The sequence below is a fragment of the Limosilactobacillus equigenerosi DSM 18793 = JCM 14505 genome, from assembly GCF_001311375.1.
Taxonomy (GTDB): Bacteria; Bacillota; Bacilli; order Lactobacillales; family Lactobacillaceae; genus Limosilactobacillus; species Limosilactobacillus equigenerosi.
Genome location: NZ_BBAS01000017.1, coordinates 13,423 through 30,343, shown reverse-complemented (window position 1 = coordinate 30,343; position 16,921 = coordinate 13,423). Strand labels below are relative to the sequence as shown.

Genomic DNA, 16,921 nt, shown 5'->3' with positions numbered 1-16,921 from the left:
TCGCCATGCGAACACAAGCTTTGGCACCTGACAAATGTGTCAGGGCTTGGATATTGGAGAGTTGTCCGAGCTGGCCGAAGGAGCAGCATTGGAAATGCTGTATACGGGTTAAAGCCTGTATCAAGGGTTCGAATCCCTTACTCTCCATTGTAATATGGCCCGTTGGTCAAGTGGTTAAGACACCACCCTTTCACGGTGGTATCATGGGTTCGAATCCCGTACGGGTCACTTATTTTGGGGGATTAGCTCAGTTGGGAGAGCGTCTGCCTTACAAGCAGGATGTCACAGGTTCGAGCCCTGTATCCCCCATTAACAACTGAATAGTTGTTGTTTCGGCTCGGTAGCTCAGTTGGTAGAGCAACGGATTGAAGCTCCGTGTGTCGGCGGTTCGATTCCGTCCCGCGCCACTCTTATTATAGGGATATAGTTAAACGGTATAACTACGGTCTCCAAAACCGTCATTGTGGGTTCGATTCCTACTATCCCTGCTTAATTTAATATGGCGGTATTGGTGAAGTTTGGTTAACACATCGGTTTGTGGGTCCGACATGCATGGGTTCGAATCCCATATACCGCCCTTTTTACTTTGATAATCTATACTATCTGGTGGTATAGCCAAGTGGTAAGGCATGGGTCTGCAAAACCTCGATCACCGGTTCGAATCCGGTTACCACCTTTTAGTTAGATTATGCCTCTGTGGCGGAATTGGCAGACGCGCTGGACTCAAAATCCAGTTCCCGTTTGGGAGTGTGGGTTCGACCCCCACCGGAGGCACTTAAATCGGTATAGATTTCTTAGTTAAGACGGAAGATTTTTTTCTTCCGTCTTTTTTTAGATTAATAAAATAAAAACGTTTTTCAGTTAATTATACTCTTGTCATTGGTTTAAGACTAAGGTATACTCCTTAACATATTAATAGATATTCCATTTGTATATTGTCATATTATGGCTGACAGTTTCTACCCAAGACCGTTATTCTTGGACTACGAATGCGTTGATAAAAGTTCAATCGTTAATTCATAGTCCGAAGAATTTCAAATGGAATTCTTCGGTTTTTTTGTTTTAGTTGGTTTTGTTTGAAGGAGAGTAAGAATGACTACTACCACTAATAGTTCTTTAGTAATTGGCCCTGATGATTACATTTCAAATCGCGAGGCAACGTTATTAGGATTACAACATGTTTTAGCGATGGACGTATATGTCCCACCGATTATTTTAGCTGGCGCGATGATGATGGGGAGTGCGGACGCCACGGGGCTCTTACAATCAACTTTTTTTAGCCGCTGGAATTGGTACCTTAATTCAAACGCTTTGGATGATGAAAATGCCGGTTTCCCAAGGACCGTCATTTGTTCCGTTAGGGGCGGCCGCGGGGATTGTCGCCGCTATTGGTGGCTTAGCTCATGGTGGGATGGCAACCTTAATCGGGGCGTTATTAATCGGGGCCTTAGCTTTGATGATCTTAGGCGCCACGGGGATCTTTCAAAAAAATTATTAATCGGCTAGTCCCAGCCGTCGTTGGCGGGACGATTATTACCTGTGTGGGGTTGTCATTAATTCCGTCAGCACTAAATGATAATGTTTTCTTAGCAAGTGGCAATGTTTATACCAACATGCTATTAGCGAGTGTGACGGCTGCCACGATGTTAGTTTGTGTGGCCCTCAGTATCCGCTTTCCCCGGGTGCAAAAACTGTTTAAAACATCTTCAATCGTAATTGCTTTGTTAGTGGGGACGGTGGTTAGCAATTTTCTCGGCATCTTTGATTGGCAATCCGTGGTCCAAGCGCCATGGGTTGGGCTCCCATCCCGAACCGTTTTACATTGGGGAATTCATTTTGATGGGGCAGCCATTTTGACAATGTTAGTCATTTACGCCATTTTAACGACTGAAACAACGGGGACCTGGTTTGCCATGGGGGCGGTAACTAACCATGAAATCACCCCGCGCCAATGGAATCGGGGGATAATTGGTGAAGGTTTAAGCTGTTTAGTCGCTGCTTTAACGGGAACCACGCCAGTGACTGGTTACTCAACTAATGCCGGAATTATTTCGATTACGGGGGTGGCTAGTAAGCGCGTCTTTGTAGCTGCTTCGATTTGGTTTATCGTGCTTGGGTTCTTTACGAAATTATCCGCCTTGTTAGCTGCCATCCCGGCGGCCGTGATTGGGGGATTTTTCGCGATTATTACCGTGACCATTATGTTAAATGGATTAAATGTAATTCGGCGGACTGAAACGGGCGAAAGTGATTTATATATCATTGGTATTCCAATTGTGTTAACGATGGCGATGATTTTATTACCAACTAAAATCGTGCACCAAGCACCGCAAATGGTTCAATATCTGCTTGGATCACCAATTGCAGTTGCGGCGTTTACGGCAATTATTTTAAACCTGTTAATGCCAAGTCGACCAAAAGCATGGGCATAATATAAAAGGCTTGATCCCCCAAAATTGGGTCAAGCCTTTTGTTATGCAATTGGATATTGGTAGGGAACATGCGCCGCGGCCGGAACTTGATCCCATTTAACGGGATAACCAGCTCCGTGCGCACAGAAGACCGAATCGGGGGTGTTAGCTAAATCAGCGGTGGGGTTGTAGTTAGTCGCAGTAATGATCTCATCGGCATTGTGACACGGTTGATAACCAGCCAAGGTTAATTCAATTGATCCTTGCCCATGGGTATAACTTCGCACTGTTGTGGCATAATCGCGGAGTGTGGCCACTGGCGCGGTCCCCGTAATTAATTGCATGGTGTCAGTTGGTTCCGCCAGTGCAAAGGTACCGTTCATTTGTTGAATGTCATTAAGGGCCCGGCCAACTTGCTCGTTCGGTACGAGGAGACGGAAGGCATACCAAGGTTCGAGGAGTTGACAAGCTTGTTTAGTTTTAAGCATCATTAAACCTTGGCGGACGGCGCGCCAAGTAGCTTCATTAAAATCGCCCCCTTCGGAATGCTTTAAGTGCCCCCGGCCGTTAATGAGGGTGATTTTAACATCGGTTAAGGGCGCCCCAATTAAGACGCCGCGGTGTTGTTTGGCGTGTAAACTGGTCATAATCCGTTCTTGCCAATTGTGCTTCAAAACGTCAACACTACAGTCTTGGGCAAAGGTAATCCCGCTCCCACGTGGCGCCGGTTCGATTAACAAGTGAACTTCGGCATAATGGCGCAGGGGTTCAAAGTGACCAACCCCTTCGACTGGCTTGGTAATGGTTTCTTGATAAATGATTTGGCCATCAGTAAAGGCGACTGTCAATTGGTAGCGTTCTTGGAGGAGAGCTTGGATAATTTCAAGCTGCACTGCGCCCATAATTTGGAGGCTAATCGTCTGCAGTTCTTCACTCCATTGGACGTTGAGGTGCTGATCCTCATCTGCAAGTTCACGCAGGGCTGCGAGGACGCGATGGGGATCATTACCCTGTAACTCGACGGTATAGTTTAAAACGGGTTGAATCTGATTTAACGATACATCTGGGCTCAGCCCAATTCCTTGCCCTGGAAAAGTTTGGGTTAGACCCGTGACGGCACACACTTGGCCGGCGGGAACTTGATTGGCAATCGTGAATTTTGCCCCATTATAGCAACGAATTTGATTAATTTTTTTCCCCAGGCAAAAGCTCCGTTTTGGCTTGTAACGTACCACCAGTTACCCGAAGCCAGGTTAGGCGTTCACCAGTTGGCGCATGGGAAATTTTAAACACTCGTCCCGCTAAGGCATTCGATGCTGGAGTCAGCGGTGAAGTCCAATGGGTTAAGCCGGCAATTAATTCGTCAACCCCGGCTAATTTCAACGCTGCCCCGGTATAAACGGGGAAGACATGCCGGTGGTCAATTAGCCGTTGAATGGTTGGATCAGCTAATGTTTCAGTGCTCAGTAGTTCATCTAGCGCGGCTTCATCGGTCATGGCGATGGCTTCATAATTGTCAGACGTGAGTGGTAAACAGCCCGCGTCAAATTCGGTTTGTAATTGCTCAATAACGCCAGTCACATTAGCGCCAAGACTATCGGTCTTATTAATGAAGATGAACGTAGGAATGTTGGCAGCTTGCAATAAGCGCCACCACAAGCGAGTGGATCCTTGAATCCCGTCCGTGGCCGAAACTACTAATAAGGCATAATCAAGGACGGGAAGGACTTGCTCCGTTTGGGCTGCAAAGTCGACGTGGCCAGGGGTGTCCAATAAGGTCAGTGACAGCTCATCGAATTGGGCAACGGCTTGGTGGGAGTAAATCGTAATCCCCCGTTGTTTTTCAAGCTTAGCGGTATCTAAAAAGGCATTCCCGTTATCAACCGGCCGAGGGTCCGTTGGGTGCCACCACGGTATAATAAGGCTTCGGAAAGCGTCGTCTTGCCGGCATCGACATGGGCGACGATTCCCATTACAATGTGTTTCATAATTCGGTATTCCTTTTAAAGTTAGTTGTAATGATCAGTTTTATTTTAACAGACTCGTAAATAAATTTGAAAAGTAGGCAAACCGCCCAGTGATTTACTAACTTATGAGTAAAATAGGTTGGTAAAGATGATGTGGAGTAATGATTTAAAGACCATGAGGTGAGAAGTGGGAAAGGATAATGAAAATTACAAAGATTGATTTAGTAGAAAACAACATAACTCCTTTATTAAGTTTTGCCGCTTCTTCGATGGCCCATTCACGCGCAGCTGCTTTAGTATTAAATCCGGACTTAGACTTAGTGCGACGATAATTTTTATTAGAATCACGCCATTGAATCCTAGCTTGCCACTTCGAGCCACGTTTTGTTACTTGCGCCATGATTCCCCCCTTTTTTTCAAACATACGTTCGATGATGGTTAAATTTAAAACCGTCAATTAAGACGGCTTTATGTGATATGTTAATGCTTTGCTAACTCGGCAGGGCGTTTTTTATTTTAGAGTATGTTAAATTTTTATATCGTCATCGGTTAATTCTAGATGACTCAGAATGTATTCTTTATCATCAGGATATAATTTTAAATAATTATTTAAATGGACAGAAATCGCAGCCTTTAATTCTATCGATGGATCTGTGTTTTTAAATAATTGTAATGAACGTAAAACAACACCTAATCTACTGCGCCCCTTTCCTAACCGATATTCTTTTTCATCAATTTCTAATAACCTTTTATGGAGAAGTTGGTTATAGGGCAACTCGTGTTCTTTTGTTCTGTGATTATATATTCGCCCGCCATGAGCAGCCGTATTCCTATAATCCAAATATAATTCTAATAATGGAGAAATTACAGACGACAGGTTTTCATTAAGTTCGACTAAATTAGGATTGATTCCAAATAAACGTGCGTTAACTGACCGCTTTTCGGGACCTTTTAAAAGTTTGTACCACCATATTAAATTACCAAAATTTAGCTTTTTAACAATTATCCAAGGAGGTACATTACCATTTTCTTCACGATAATGTTTAAATGGTTCAGCGTCTGATTTAGAAATTCCTTTTAAAATATTCATGAGATGGTCTATGGGATACATCTTTCTTTTGGCTGATTTAATATATTGCTTTTTTTCCAGAAGTGTAATTGTTTCTATTCATATATTCATCTTGCATATATGAAATGTTTTCGGATACTGTATATGCAACGGCTTGTCGTAGACTTAGTTCAAAAGTTTCGAGAGATGACATTACTTGAGTTCGTAAGTTTCTATCAAAAGTGAACAACGAGTAAATATGCTCAAAAGTGGTTCCTTCTTTAAATCCTTCGTTATCATCTTTAGAACTATTCATAAAATGTTCCTTGTAACCATTGATTATTTCATAATATCCATATCTAAGAAGTAATTCTTTTGCACTTTCCTCGTTTTGGAACAGTAATCCACGTTCTACTTTCAATTGTTCAATCTGTTTTTCAACTGGTAAGAAAGGTTTATTCATAATTTTCTCCATTAAACGCAAAAGGGACATGTAAAAAAACATGTCCCTTAAGGTACGGTTGCACAGCAACCACTTAACTTGATTAACTATATTATTGCAAACAAAAGTAGTATAGTCAATACTTTTACATGCTTTTTCGTTCATAATTGTTCTTAATCGTTCCTAATAACTCATTATATTAAATTAATCGTTATCCTAATATTCCTACCGGCCAGTGATCAGCGGCATAATTAGCCCATTTTTCAGCAATCAACACTCGATGTTCATTTCTATTTGATAGATCACCATTATCAAATTCCCAATGGCTGCATTCGTGTAGAGCGGTCTTGAGCCAGTCTAAATCATCGTGGTTGGCATTTAAGTAAACGTCATTGCCGTCAATATGTCCATGATAGTGGGGGTTAGGGACATCAATTAACCAGAACCTTAATTCAGGATACATATCTTCGATGCGTTCTAAATCTTTCATAGGCAAGCACCTTAGTTGTTGATTACATCTGGGTCTTGTCGGGTTACGAAATGAGTATCTGAAGAATCGTATATAATACCAGTTTCCGCATCCCTTAGTACAAGATTTACGTTATAGAAGTTAACCCCTTCATTAACCCTGAATATGGAACTTTTAACCGTAAATGTTCCAGATGTTAGCCCTGCTTCATTAATTCGATTTTCTTCAAGCAATTCTTTCCCGTTAACATTTAGATCAGTGTCCACCTTTGTTAGGCCGTCTGATGATTTAATATTAAGATGAAGGATGTAATTCCGGTTAATTTCTATCGCTATAAGCGAGAAGTATAGATTAATTTGATATTTTAACGGTGCTTTATCATAATTGATGTAGTACATCGGCTGCTCGTTGTCGGGATTTATCGGATAAATAGTTCCAATTTTATTGATATAATTAGTATTAAGTTCCATAGTTTTCTCCTGTGAGGTAATTATATGAATAATGAAAAATTAACTTCAAAACAAGAAAAGAGGGTTATTACCGTCGAGGTAACCACAATTAAAGATGATGAAGTGCAACAGTTGCACGATCGCATTGACATTTTATCTAAAGAAATATTTAGTCTTAAGCAAGAATTTGCTTTTGTAGGATTTTTTTCATCCCGTTCTTTATGTAATATGTATTGGGCTCTTATTATTCTTCACTCATCACTAATGTTTTTGTTTAACTGGTTAAGAGTAGATTTGTCTTCATTTTCATTATCAATCGTTTTTTTGAGGGGCTTTTTGTGCTAATTTCTTGGTTATTCGATAGTAATTTTTTGCTAAATGCATTGAATCGCATTGAAAAGTCATCGTAAATAAAAATTACTAAGGCGATAGCCAAAAAAGCGCAAACAAAATATAAAGTTACAGTTACGTGATTTAAATTACTATTGAATATAGTTCCTAGATAAGTAGTGAGAAGGCCAACAAAAGAGGCTCCAACACTCCCTAATAATTTATTTAAGTTCATATTTCTTAACGAGCACCTCCTTTGGTGCTTTTTATTTTGCGCTAAATCCGTCGGCGGTTCTTCATCGCAATCTTAACCAACTGCATGATGTCTTCGCGTTCCTCGTCAGTAATGTCTGGATCAATTGAGTAGGCGATGAGTTTTTGGTTTTCGGTGAGTGTGTTTTCTTTGTCTGCGGATGCAGTGCCTGATTTAACACCAAGCAAGTAATCGGTCGAGATGTTAAAGATTTCTGCTAAGCGGGTAACAGCCCCGCTTGTTGGTTCGGCTTTGTTGTTTTCCCATGCGGTAACTGTTTGCTGAGATACGTTTACCAACTTACCAAGTTCAGTTTGTGACATTCTCTTCTCTTTTCTTAATGTTCTTATTCTGTTACCAATCATGGTTTTATCCTCGATTCAATAATTTATTTGTTGTCTATAATTATAAAGTTTTGTTTATAGAGAATAAAATAAATTTTGTTAAATATAAAAAAAATATAGTAAAAAAACATCGACTATATAAATTCAACTTGATAATATATTGTTCGTAAGGTTGATGCAGACCTTAACAAAGCAGGGAAGGATGGAGTTATGAGTAAACTAAAAAAAAGACCTTCAAGCGATTTAAACCGAAGAGCTTGAAGATCCATATGGAGTTTGGCTTTCCAATCTTAATTAAGATTTGGATAGAAGCCGAATTCTAAATAACCAAAGGGGCGGAAAATTTGATTGACCCCCGCCTCTTTGGTGTCCAGTTTACCATAACAATAATCACGGATGAAAGGTGATTTTAAAATGATTGATGTTCGGAAGGTTCATAAACCTGATGGCCACACTGATTTAAAAATTGAGTTTAAAATCCATTGGGAGATTGCAGTATTAATCATGATTGGGTTAATTGGAGTGATTTGGTGGTTGAAATAGAATGGGGTAGTAAAACGGAAGTATAAGGAGACAATTAAATTGGGACCATAAAATGAACGAAAAGCAATATTAATTGCGATGATTGGGGTTTTCATTATTGAATTAATTAACTTATTTATAAGGACGGGGAACTGACGCAATTGTTTATTACACTCTCGCGATGTTTGGAATAGCTTTATCAATTTCTCTTGAATGGATTTTTCTTTATATGGCTACTCGTAACTTTATTTTTCTCATCGGAGTTGATAGGTTTAATAGAATTTGCAAAGTCTTTCGGGAAAAAGTGTATGAATATAAGAATAAAGGATATCGTGCTACCCAAAAACTCAAACTGTTTTTGAGTGAGAGTAATAAGCATTGATAAAACAATTGAAATGATAAAGTAAATCTGGAATAGATTTTCTTTGAACAAAACCGCGTCAACGTGGAATATAATTTCAATTATTTTAATAACTAAAAACGGCGTACTAAGTAGAATTACGAACGTGCCGGCTACGGGTATTGTGTTAGTAATTAGAGGAAGCTTAAGTAGTTCTTCAAAAGCAGAATTAATAGTCCCTTTTTCGTTTATATAATTTGACATAAAATTCCTATTTGACAATATTAGTCCGGTTAGATAAATATTTACCGCAATGGTTATGAGATTAGTAATTTTCTTTTTCAATGTTCTCACCTCCTTTCGCTGGAGATGAGTTAATTATAAATCATACAAGGAGGTGGTACGATGCCATAACCTAATTTACGGATGTTGTGTTACAGTAAAGTATTATCTCAGAAAGAGCTGGATAATGCTATTGGGGTGAGTCAAGCAACCGTAACTTCGTGGGAATAAGGAAAGTTAGTTACTAGCATGCGAGCGATGAAAAAAACTTACAGATTTTTACGGGGTATATCTCTCGGTTATTATGCAGTTTTTTACAAATAAACTCGGTATGAAAGTTGGGTAACTCTAACTTTTATCAAAAACAATTGTTTAGATTTATTTTTAATTAATCCATTTCGTTGTAATTTTAGGAGGTGCAATAGTATGAATAATCAATTACAAAAATTTAAAGCTGGAAGCTTAACGTTTCCAGTTAAACAAATTAACGGATAAGTTACTTTGATGCTGAACAATCGGCAATTGTTTTAGGGATTAGTCGAGTGGCAGCAAGCGGTAACGAAGTTGTTCGTTGGGAACGGGTAAACAAATATATCGATATGCCCACAAGTGGGTACGAAATCAAGCATGGTACGGTTGTTAGTTCTATTTTCGTTCGTATGTAAGTGATTAAGAACTCCTTGATTTTAACCACGGGAGAAAGCGCTAACTTTTCTGAAACGATTGATGATCACTCAGTTCGGATTGCTCGCCTGGAAGAACATGATGTAAGGGGGATTAGGAAATGGAACTATTATCAACTATTTTGACGGCAATTTTAGTTGCCATAGTAGGTGCTATTGGGGGTTACCTTAATCGGAATGACAAGGCGCGGACTATTGCTTTAACGCTAGATCTACTGGCTAAGGATCCCGTTGTTTCGGTTGAAAAGTTGAGTTCGGCAAAGATCATGGATGGAAAGACTCAAGCGCTTAAGGCTTGGAATATTTTGGAACACGAAATTGACCAATTAAGTTTTACGGACGTACAACTTGAACAAATCTCAAACGCTATCGAGCATGCGTGGGCTTAGCTCAACTCTTAATGGTACTTTGGACGAGTACAAGAAGGGAGAATAGTATGAATTTAAAGAAGAAATTAACTCTTAGCGGGGCGGCCTTAATGGCGGCCTTTTCTATTACTGGAACAATCGTTGCACAAGCCAGCACGGACTTAACTGGTTGGTTACATGGTAATAACGGTGATTACACGTATGTTACTAAGGGTAAGACGGATAGTGGCAAAAAGTATCAACAACTTCCCAACATCGCTAATCCAGAGGATAAGTCGTGGTACTTAACCAAGGATGGAATAGCGTTAGACGGAGTACAAGATTGGACGGGGCCTAAGTGGTACTTTGACCCAACGACATACCTATTAGTTAAGAACAAAGACATTACTGTTGACGGTGTTAGTTACCATGCTGATAAGGACGGCCGGATTACCAAGAACACTAATCAAGAAACGGGATTTGACCCAAGCGAAATCAACTGGACTACTGCTAACACAACTTTCGTGGTCGGTGACGGTTGGAACTCGGGTGACAAGTTCCAACGCTGGGTATTTCGCAACATGAGTGGTGATCATCAAGACCCTTACGGATACTTTGAAAGCTGGGGGATTTCTGAAGACTAACTTACTCATGACATCAATAACGGCGTTGATATGAACCAACTTAACTCAGTGGTTTACTCACAACGGCAATAACCATAATTTAATAGGTAGAAACTAAGCCCTCAGCCATATTGGTCGAGGGCTTTTTTTTAGTGCAGCAAACGTGCAACAAAATTACATGATGCCACGTTATTTAAAATTTAAGACAACAGAAAAACCGCCACCAAGCAACGTTTGTTGCTTGTGACGGTTTCCCACGATTACATTAATAAGGAGAGTACAGGATTTGAACCTGCGCGCCCGCTCAACACGGGTTCGCCGGATTTCGAGTCCGGTGCATTACCACTCTGCCAACTCTCCGTAACATCAATAATGATACCATTATTAAACGCTTTCCAGCAAGTAGTTAGTCAAAAAAATTGAAAAAATAACGGAAACCGTTGAAACTTAGTCATGACTTAGTTATAGTGTATGTTGTATGTTTAATAAAATTGGGAGAATATTATGCAAAATTATGAACAAGAACCGCAATCTGAAACGCGGCAACATCGTCACCACCATGGTCATCATCGCCGGCATTGGCTACGATGGTTGTGGCTTACGATTGCTGGGTTGTTGGTTATAGCAGCGATTTTTGCTGGCATGGCTTGGCGCAATGTCCGCAATGCAACGACCAATATGCTGTTGACGGATGGCGGTGACAATCGGAGTATTACAAAGACCCTGAAGCGAAACGGCCAGTTAGCATCCTCTTATTAGGGACGGATACGGGAGAATTAGGGCGGACGGAAAAAGGGCGGACGGATACGATGTTAATTGCCACAATTAACACCGAAACCAATAAAACGACCTTAGTCAGCTTACCACGGGATCAAAAGGTTAACTTACCGGGCTATGAAGAATATTCACCAGCCAAGATTAACGCTGCCTACACTTATGGGGGCGTTAAGGAAGCCATGAAGGTGGTTGAACAACAATATAATGTCCCATTAGATGGGTATTTATTAGTCAACATGGGTGGGATGGAAAAGGCCATCGATCAAGTTGGCGGAGTCGATGTTACTTCGCCATTAACGTTTGACTATGAAGGATACTCCTTTAAGAAGGGTAAGACATACCACATGGATGGCAAGAAAGCCTTGGCCTTTAGTCGGATGCGGTATGATGATCCAGAAGGGGACTACGGTCGCCAAAAGCGGCAACGCTTGATTATTGGGGCACTGATTAAAGAATCAGCTTCATACAAGGCCATCTTAAACCAAAAGTTCTTACATTCCATTTCGAGTGAAATGAAGACGAACTTAACCTTTGGCAACATGACCCAATTAGCTTGGAACTATCGCGATGCTACAAGTGTGGTAAGTGAACATGCCCAAGGGATGGGCGAAATGTCGGATGGTGTTTCGTACCAAATTGTTAATTACAATGAACGGCAACGCATTAGTAACTTATTACGGAAGTCGCTTGATTTGCAAGCCGAAGATTTACCAACCACCACTAGTAGTGATAGCAACAATTAAGAATTGAGGGAGATTAATGGTAGTGGATTGTCAGAATTAGTACAATCGGCAGCCCAAAAAGAACATGGGGCAACTGTGTTTGGTTACCATGTTAATGATCCGGAACGATTTGGGGTGGTTGAATTTGATGAGGATATGCATGCCTTGTCAATTGAAGAAAAGCCATCTCAACCAAAGAGTAATTATGCCGTGACCGGATTGTATTTCTACGATAATGATGTGGTTGAAATTGCGAAGAATATCCAACCATCACCACGGGGCGAATTGGAAATTACCGACGTCAACATGGAATACTTACGGCGGAAAGCTTTTGATGTCAAAATTATGGATCGTGGGTATGCTTGGTTAGATACTGGGACGCACGATTCAATGTTAGAAGCATCCAACTTTATCGCTACCATTGAGCGGCGGCAAAATTTAAAGGTAGCTGCAATTGAAGAAATTGCCTATCGGATGGGCTACATTGATGAGGACCAATTATTTAAATTAGCCCAACCGCTTAAGAAAAATGATTATGGTCAATATTTATTGCGCTTGTTAAACAAGTAGGAGAATATGATGGGAAAGTTACTCGTTCAAGAAACAAAGTTACAAGATGTTAAGTTAATCACGCCGCAAGTCTTTGGTGATCACCGTGGATTCTTTGAAGAAACGTACTCTGATCGTGATTTTAAGGAAGCCGGGATTGATTTTAACTTCATTCAAGATAACCAATCCTTATCCACGCAAGCTGGAGTTTTACGGGGATTACACTTCCAACGTGGTGAAGCTGCCCAAACGAAGTTGATTCGGGTTGTAACGGGAGCCGTATTGGATGTGATCGTTGATTTACGGAAAGGTTCCCCTTCGTACAAGCAATGGGAAGGTTACATTTTATCGGAAAGTAATCACCGCCAATTATTAGTTCCACGGGGGTTTGCACACGGGTTTGTGACCTTAACGGATAATGTCAACTTTGTTTACAAGTGTGATAATTACTACAATGCCGAAGCAGATGGTGGGATTTCCTTCAAGACGCCAGAATTAAACATTAACTGGCCAATTGATTTAGACAAGGCAATTACCTCTGAAAAAGATGCTTTGCAACCAACGTTAACGGAATTTGAAAAAGATAATCCATTTGTTTATGGTGAAATTTAAGGGAGTTAAAAATGGCTAAATATAATCATATTATTGTGACTGGTGGGGCTGGTTTTATTGGTTCTAACTTTGTCCACTACGTTTACAACAATCATCCAGAAGTTAAGATTACGGTTTTAGATAAGTTAACTTATGCGGGGAATAAAGCTAACTTAGCAGGGCTAGATGAAGACCGCGTTAAATTAGTCGTGGGCGACATTTGTGATAAGGAATTAGTTGATCAATTGGTTCAAGAAGCAGATGCAGTGGTTCACTACGCCGCCGAAAGTCACAACGATAACTCACTCGAAAACCCTGATCCATTTATTCAAACCAACGTGATTGGGACGTACACTTTAATTAATGTTTGTCGGAAGTATGATGTGCGGTTCCACCACATTTCAACGGATGAAGTTTACGGTGATTTACCATTACGGAAAGACTTACCTGGTCATGGCGAAGGTCCTGGTGAAAAGTTTACGCCCGATTCACCATACCGACCAAGTAGTCCTTACTCATCATCAAAGGCTAGTTCCGACTTGTTAGTTCGGGCATGGGTACGGTCATTTGGTTTAAAGGCAACGATTTCAAATTGTTCGAACAATTACGGTCCATACCAACATATTGAAAAGTTTATTCCACGACAAATTACGAACATTTTAAGTGGCCAAACTCCAAAGTTATATGGAACGGGTGAAAATGTTCGGGACTGGATTCACACGAACGATCATTCACGCGCCGTTTGGACCATCTTAAATGATGGTAAGATTGGTGAAACTTACTTAATTGGGGCAGATGGTGAAAAGGACAATAAAGAAGTCTTAGAAACTATCCTTGAATTAATGGGTCAACCTAAGGATGCGTACGAACATGTTAATGATCGGCCAGGCCATGACTTACGGTACGCCATTGATGCCACTAAGTTACGGACTGAACTAGGTTGGGAACCAATTTATACTGATTTTTACGATGGCTTAAAGTCAACGATTGAATGGTATAAAGACAACCGTGATTGGTGGGAAGCTGATAAGCAAGCTGTTGAAGCTAATTACGCGAAAAAGGGTCAATAATTAAATTTAATTCCCGATGTTGGATTTTCCAGGATTGGGAATTTTTAGTAAGGAGTTTAAGATGTCAGAAATTTTAATTACTGGTGCGAAGGGACAATTAGGAACTGAACTTTGCCATTTATTAGATGAACGAAACATTGCTTATGATGCGTTTGATTCATCAGAACTAGATATTACAAATGAGTTGGCGGTTGAAAAAACGTTTGAGGAATATCAACCAAAAGTGGTATATCATTGTGCAGCTTATACAGCAGTTGATAATGCTGAAGATAATGGCAAAGCGACGAACTGGTTCGTTAATGTGAACGGGACAGAAAATGTGGCGAAGGCGGCACAAAAAGTGGGCGCGAAGATGGTTTACATTAGTACTGATTATGTGTTCGATGGTAAGAATGAACATGGGTATGAAGTTGATGATGATTTAAACCCACAAAATGAATATGGTCGTTCGAAAGCGGCTGGGGAACAAGCCGTCCAAGAAAATTTATCTGATTACTACATTATTCGGACGTCATGGGTCTTTGGTGAATATGGGAAAAACTTTGTTTACACCATGCTTCGGTTAGCCAAGGATCATGACAAATTAACGGTGGTGAATGATCAATTTGGGCGGCCAACTTGGACGCGGACTTTAGCCGAATTTATGGTGCATTTGATTGATACCGATGCGGAATATGGAATTTACCAATTATCAAATGACGGCAGCTGTAGTTGGTTTGAATTTGCGACGGAAATTTTAAAGAATAAAGATGTTGAAGTTGCCCCAGTGACGTCAGCTGAATTTCCACAAAAGGCATACCGCCCAACTTACTCGATTATGAGTTTAGATAAAGCTAAAGCAACCGGATTTGAAATTCCTAGTTGGCAAGAGGCATTGGGAACGTTTATGCGTAATATTGGGGAATAGGTTATTAAATAAGAATTTATTACTAACTACGATAGTTCCAATCGTAGCTGGAGCGGCAATTATGATGTTGGGGATGCGAATACGTACATTTACGAATCGCTAGGTTAATTTATATGCCATATCATCATTCGCAGTGTATTTGATGGCCTAAAGTGTTGCGTTTGCGCATTACTTATGGGGGATTTGTTGAACGTCGCCCAATTCCCAAATAGTCCGTGGTTATATGGCTATGCTTGTGACGATGGTGATCTTCGTAGTTTGTGCCACGATTGATATCGGATTGAAGTGGGGGCAAGCCCATCATAAATACACGTAATTGATAAATAAAGGGGACGCCTGATTTCTAATTTTGGATTTCAGGTGGTCCCCTTAACTATTACACATGGAATTGTGATTTAATATTTTCATTATCTAATTTTGTCTTTATGTACTGACTACGTAAGCTTAACTTTTCGCCTCATTTTGATTCCCATGGATTGCAAGAAAACACAGCGTTTAATGGCCATAAAAAACCACTGGGTACCACCCGCTAATTATTATGATTCAAAATATTTATAGAAGTCTTTTGAATCATCAGGTTATCAATTAAATAACATAGTGGGATTTAAATTAGTTGTTCAATATAATATTATTATGTTACCCAAAATGGGAATAAGAAATGATATTATATCAATGATTATTTTGGTAATAATTATGATTATATTGTTGTCATTAGGTGAGTTTAGTAAAAGAGATAATAGTTAGCATTCTACGATTACGTTGTAATTTAAAGTGTTATTACGTTTAATATTAAGGAAATATATTTTCTGAGCTATAATAATTTATGAATACATATTAAGCTGTTTATATTAATTTAAGAATATTTGTGAAAGGTAAAATAACTATGAGCAATCAATTCGGTGTAAATGTAATTGATATTCCTGAAACAATAAATTATGTAAAAAGGAATAAATCATCTGTTGCTAGATTTGGTGATGGTGAGTTTGATTTAATTCTTGGACGAGGAATTCCATATCAAACGTTCAATATAGATTTGAGTAGCCGATTAAAAAAAATATTGTTTACGCCTAGTAATGAAAAGTTAATAATATGTGTGTCAGACGTATTTCATGATCTTGATAGATATAATGACTATGCCAATTCATTTTGGAAACAAAACTTAGAACAAAATAAAACTTTATATAAAGAGATGGGTGAAAAAAATTAATTGGTTTGGATCGACTTTTATATCACGTCCCTATATTGATTTGAAAGATAAATCGAGTGCCGATCGATATTTTTCACTCTTAAAGTCGCTGTGGAAAGACCGTGATTTGCTTATTGTAGAGGGAAAGACTTCCCGAGCTGGACAGGGAAATGATTTGTTTGATACAGCAAAATCAATACATCGAATTATTGCTCCTTCTAAAGACGCTTTTAGTAAATATGATGAGTTATTTTTAACTATAAAAAAATGGTCTGATAATAAATTAGTATTATTAATGCTTGGACCAACTGCTAAGTTGTTATCATATGATCTTAGTTGTGAAGGAATTCAAGCAATAGATATTGGTCATATTGATTCTGAGTATGAGTGGTTCTTAATGGGGGCTTTGCAAAAGGTGAAGTTACCACATAAACATACAGCGGAATTTAATTTTGACAATGATATTGATTTTGTGATTGATGACGAATATGAATCACAAATTATTGCGGATATTTCTTAGGAGATAATTATGAAAGTTAATGTAACAAATATTTATGGAATGGCACCTACTAGTGTTGCACAACGAGCTCAAAATGAATTTTTTTTGAG

Annotated in this window: 14 protein-coding genes, 9 tRNA genes, 4 pseudogenes and 1 riboswitch; of the genes and pseudogenes, 19 read left to right on the top strand and 8 right to left on the bottom strand. The window is 39.5% G+C overall.

The features are described from left to right. Positions 1 to 55: 55 nt before the first annotated feature. From JCM14505_RS07350 to JCM14505_RS07310, 9 genes and pseudogenes are all read left to right on the top strand, one after another. Positions 56 to 147: transfer RNA gene (locus tag JCM14505_RS07350), tRNA-Ser, on the top strand. Positions 148 to 156: 9 nt separating this feature from the next. Further along, positions 157 to 228: transfer RNA gene (locus JCM14505_RS07345), tRNA-Glu, on the top strand. 8 nt (positions 229 to 236) lie between these two features. Continuing rightward, a tRNA-Val gene (locus JCM14505_RS07340) sits at positions 237 to 309 on the top strand. A gap of 25 nt (positions 310 to 334) precedes the next feature. After that, positions 335 to 407: transfer RNA gene (locus JCM14505_RS07335), tRNA-Phe, on the top strand. A gap of 10 nt (positions 408 to 417) precedes the next feature. Further along, a tRNA-Trp gene (locus JCM14505_RS07330) sits at positions 418 to 488 on the top strand. A 14-nt stretch (positions 489 to 502) separates the two neighbouring features. Then, positions 503 to 577: transfer RNA gene (locus JCM14505_RS07325), tRNA-His, on the top strand. A gap of 28 nt (positions 578 to 605) precedes the next feature. Continuing rightward, positions 606 to 676 (top strand) — tRNA-Cys (locus JCM14505_RS07320). 14 nt (positions 677 to 690) lie between these two features. Next, positions 691 to 774, top strand: a tRNA-Leu gene (locus JCM14505_RS07315). Between the two features lie 134 nt (positions 775 to 908). Further along, a riboswitch (purine riboswitch) is annotated at positions 909 to 1,006 on the top strand. Between the two features lie 86 nt (positions 1,007 to 1,092). After that, positions 1,093 to 2,432: pseudogene (locus tag JCM14505_RS07310) on the top strand (uracil-xanthine permease family protein). Positions 2,433 to 2,473: 41 nt separating this feature from the next. Here the strand turns inward: JCM14505_RS07310 and JCM14505_RS07305 are convergent. The 6 genes and pseudogenes from JCM14505_RS07305 to JCM14505_RS07285 all read right to left on the bottom strand — a co-directional run bounded on the left by JCM14505_RS07305 (position 2,474) and on the right by JCM14505_RS07285 (position 6,807). Continuing rightward, positions 2,474 to 4,399 (bottom strand): annotated as a pseudogene (locus JCM14505_RS07305) (GTP-binding protein). Positions 4,400 to 4,544: 145 nt separating this feature from the next. Further along, entirely contained in the window at positions 4,545 to 4,778 is a 234-nt protein-coding gene (locus JCM14505_RS07300; protein ID WP_054653751.1) for a DUF3622 domain-containing protein, read from the bottom strand. 126 nt (positions 4,779 to 4,904) lie between these two features. Next, positions 4,905 to 5,468: an Abi family protein gene (locus tag JCM14505_RS10170; protein WP_263848975.1), complete on the bottom strand. Its 564-nt coding sequence runs from the start codon at positions 5,466 to 5,468 to the stop codon at positions 4,905 to 4,907. 37 nt (positions 5,469 to 5,505) lie between these two features. Then, positions 5,506 to 6,033 (bottom strand): Abi family protein, encoded by a 528-nt coding sequence (locus tag JCM14505_RS10165; RefSeq protein ID WP_263848974.1) that lies wholly within the window; start codon positions 6,031 to 6,033, stop codon positions 5,506 to 5,508. Between the two features lie 46 nt (positions 6,034 to 6,079). Continuing rightward, a complete protein-coding gene (locus tag JCM14505_RS07290) occupies positions 6,080 to 6,358 on the bottom strand; it encodes a hypothetical protein (protein ID WP_054653749.1) in 279 nt (92 codons plus the stop codon). Positions 6,359 to 6,369: 11 nt separating this feature from the next. Further along, the gene (locus JCM14505_RS07285) at positions 6,370 to 6,807 is read right to left on the bottom strand and encodes a hypothetical protein (protein ID WP_054653747.1); all 438 of its coding nucleotides are present in this window, start codon (positions 6,805 to 6,807) and stop codon (positions 6,370 to 6,372) included. A gap of 24 nt (positions 6,808 to 6,831) precedes the next feature. On the opposite strand from JCM14505_RS07285, the gene JCM14505_RS09040 reads away from it, so the two are divergent. Continuing rightward, positions 6,832 to 7,131, top strand: a complete 300-nt coding sequence (locus JCM14505_RS09040) for a hypothetical protein (protein ID WP_156249866.1) — start codon at positions 6,832 to 6,834, stop codon at positions 7,129 to 7,131. A 261-nt stretch (positions 7,132 to 7,392) separates the two neighbouring features. Here JCM14505_RS09040 and JCM14505_RS07275 read toward each other — a convergent pair whose 3' ends face one another. Next, positions 7,393 to 7,692, bottom strand: a complete 300-nt coding sequence (locus JCM14505_RS07275; protein ID WP_235804954.1) for a helix-turn-helix domain-containing protein — start codon at positions 7,690 to 7,692, stop codon at positions 7,393 to 7,395. A 1,949-nt stretch (positions 7,693 to 9,641) separates the two neighbouring features. Between JCM14505_RS07275 and JCM14505_RS07265 the strand changes: the two genes are divergently transcribed. Beyond that, a complete protein-coding gene (locus JCM14505_RS07265) occupies positions 9,642 to 9,929 on the top strand; it encodes a hypothetical protein (RefSeq protein ID WP_054653739.1) in 288 nt (95 codons plus the stop codon). A gap of 47 nt (positions 9,930 to 9,976) precedes the next feature. Further along, positions 9,977 to 10,531 (top strand): hypothetical protein, encoded by a 555-nt coding sequence (locus JCM14505_RS07260; protein WP_054653737.1) that lies wholly within the window; start codon positions 9,977 to 9,979, stop codon positions 10,529 to 10,531. Positions 10,532 to 10,781: 250 nt separating this feature from the next. Here JCM14505_RS07260 and JCM14505_RS07255 read toward each other — a convergent pair. Further along, a tRNA-Ser gene (locus tag JCM14505_RS07255) sits at positions 10,782 to 10,870 on the bottom strand. A gap of 144 nt (positions 10,871 to 11,014) precedes the next feature. Here JCM14505_RS07255 and JCM14505_RS07250 point away from each other — a divergent pair. The 7 genes and pseudogenes from JCM14505_RS07250 (at position 11,015) to JCM14505_RS10155 (ending at position 16,832) form a co-directional block, all read left to right on the top strand. Continuing rightward, positions 11,015 to 12,030, top strand: a pseudogene (locus JCM14505_RS07250) (LCP family protein). Positions 12,031 to 12,048: 18 nt separating this feature from the next. Next, positions 12,049 to 12,579, top strand: a pseudogene (locus tag JCM14505_RS07245) (sugar phosphate nucleotidyltransferase); the annotation flags it as partial. A 9-nt stretch (positions 12,580 to 12,588) separates the two neighbouring features. After that, entirely contained in the window at positions 12,589 to 13,170 is a 582-nt protein-coding gene (gene rfbC / locus JCM14505_RS07240; protein WP_054653735.1) for a dTDP-4-dehydrorhamnose 3,5-epimerase, read from the top strand. An 11-nt stretch (positions 13,171 to 13,181) separates the two neighbouring features. Further along, entirely contained in the window at positions 13,182 to 14,219 is a 1,038-nt protein-coding gene (gene rfbB / locus JCM14505_RS07235) for a dTDP-glucose 4,6-dehydratase (RefSeq protein WP_054653733.1), read from the top strand. Between the two features lie 61 nt (positions 14,220 to 14,280). Then, a complete protein-coding gene (gene rfbD, locus JCM14505_RS07230; RefSeq protein WP_054653731.1) occupies positions 14,281 to 15,126 on the top strand; it encodes a dTDP-4-dehydrorhamnose reductase in 846 nt (281 codons plus the stop codon). A gap of 883 nt (positions 15,127 to 16,009) precedes the next feature. Next, the gene (locus tag JCM14505_RS10160; protein WP_054653729.1) at positions 16,010 to 16,333 is read left to right on the top strand and encodes a GT-D fold domain-containing glycosyltransferase; all 324 of its coding nucleotides are present in this window, start codon (positions 16,010 to 16,012) and stop codon (positions 16,331 to 16,333) included. Next, a complete protein-coding gene (locus JCM14505_RS10155) occupies positions 16,320 to 16,832 on the top strand; it encodes a GT-D fold domain-containing glycosyltransferase (RefSeq protein ID WP_054653727.1) in 513 nt (170 codons plus the stop codon). The genes JCM14505_RS10160 and JCM14505_RS10155 overlap by 14 nt, the downstream gene beginning before the upstream one ends. The last annotated feature ends 89 nt before the right edge of the window (positions 16,833 to 16,921 follow it).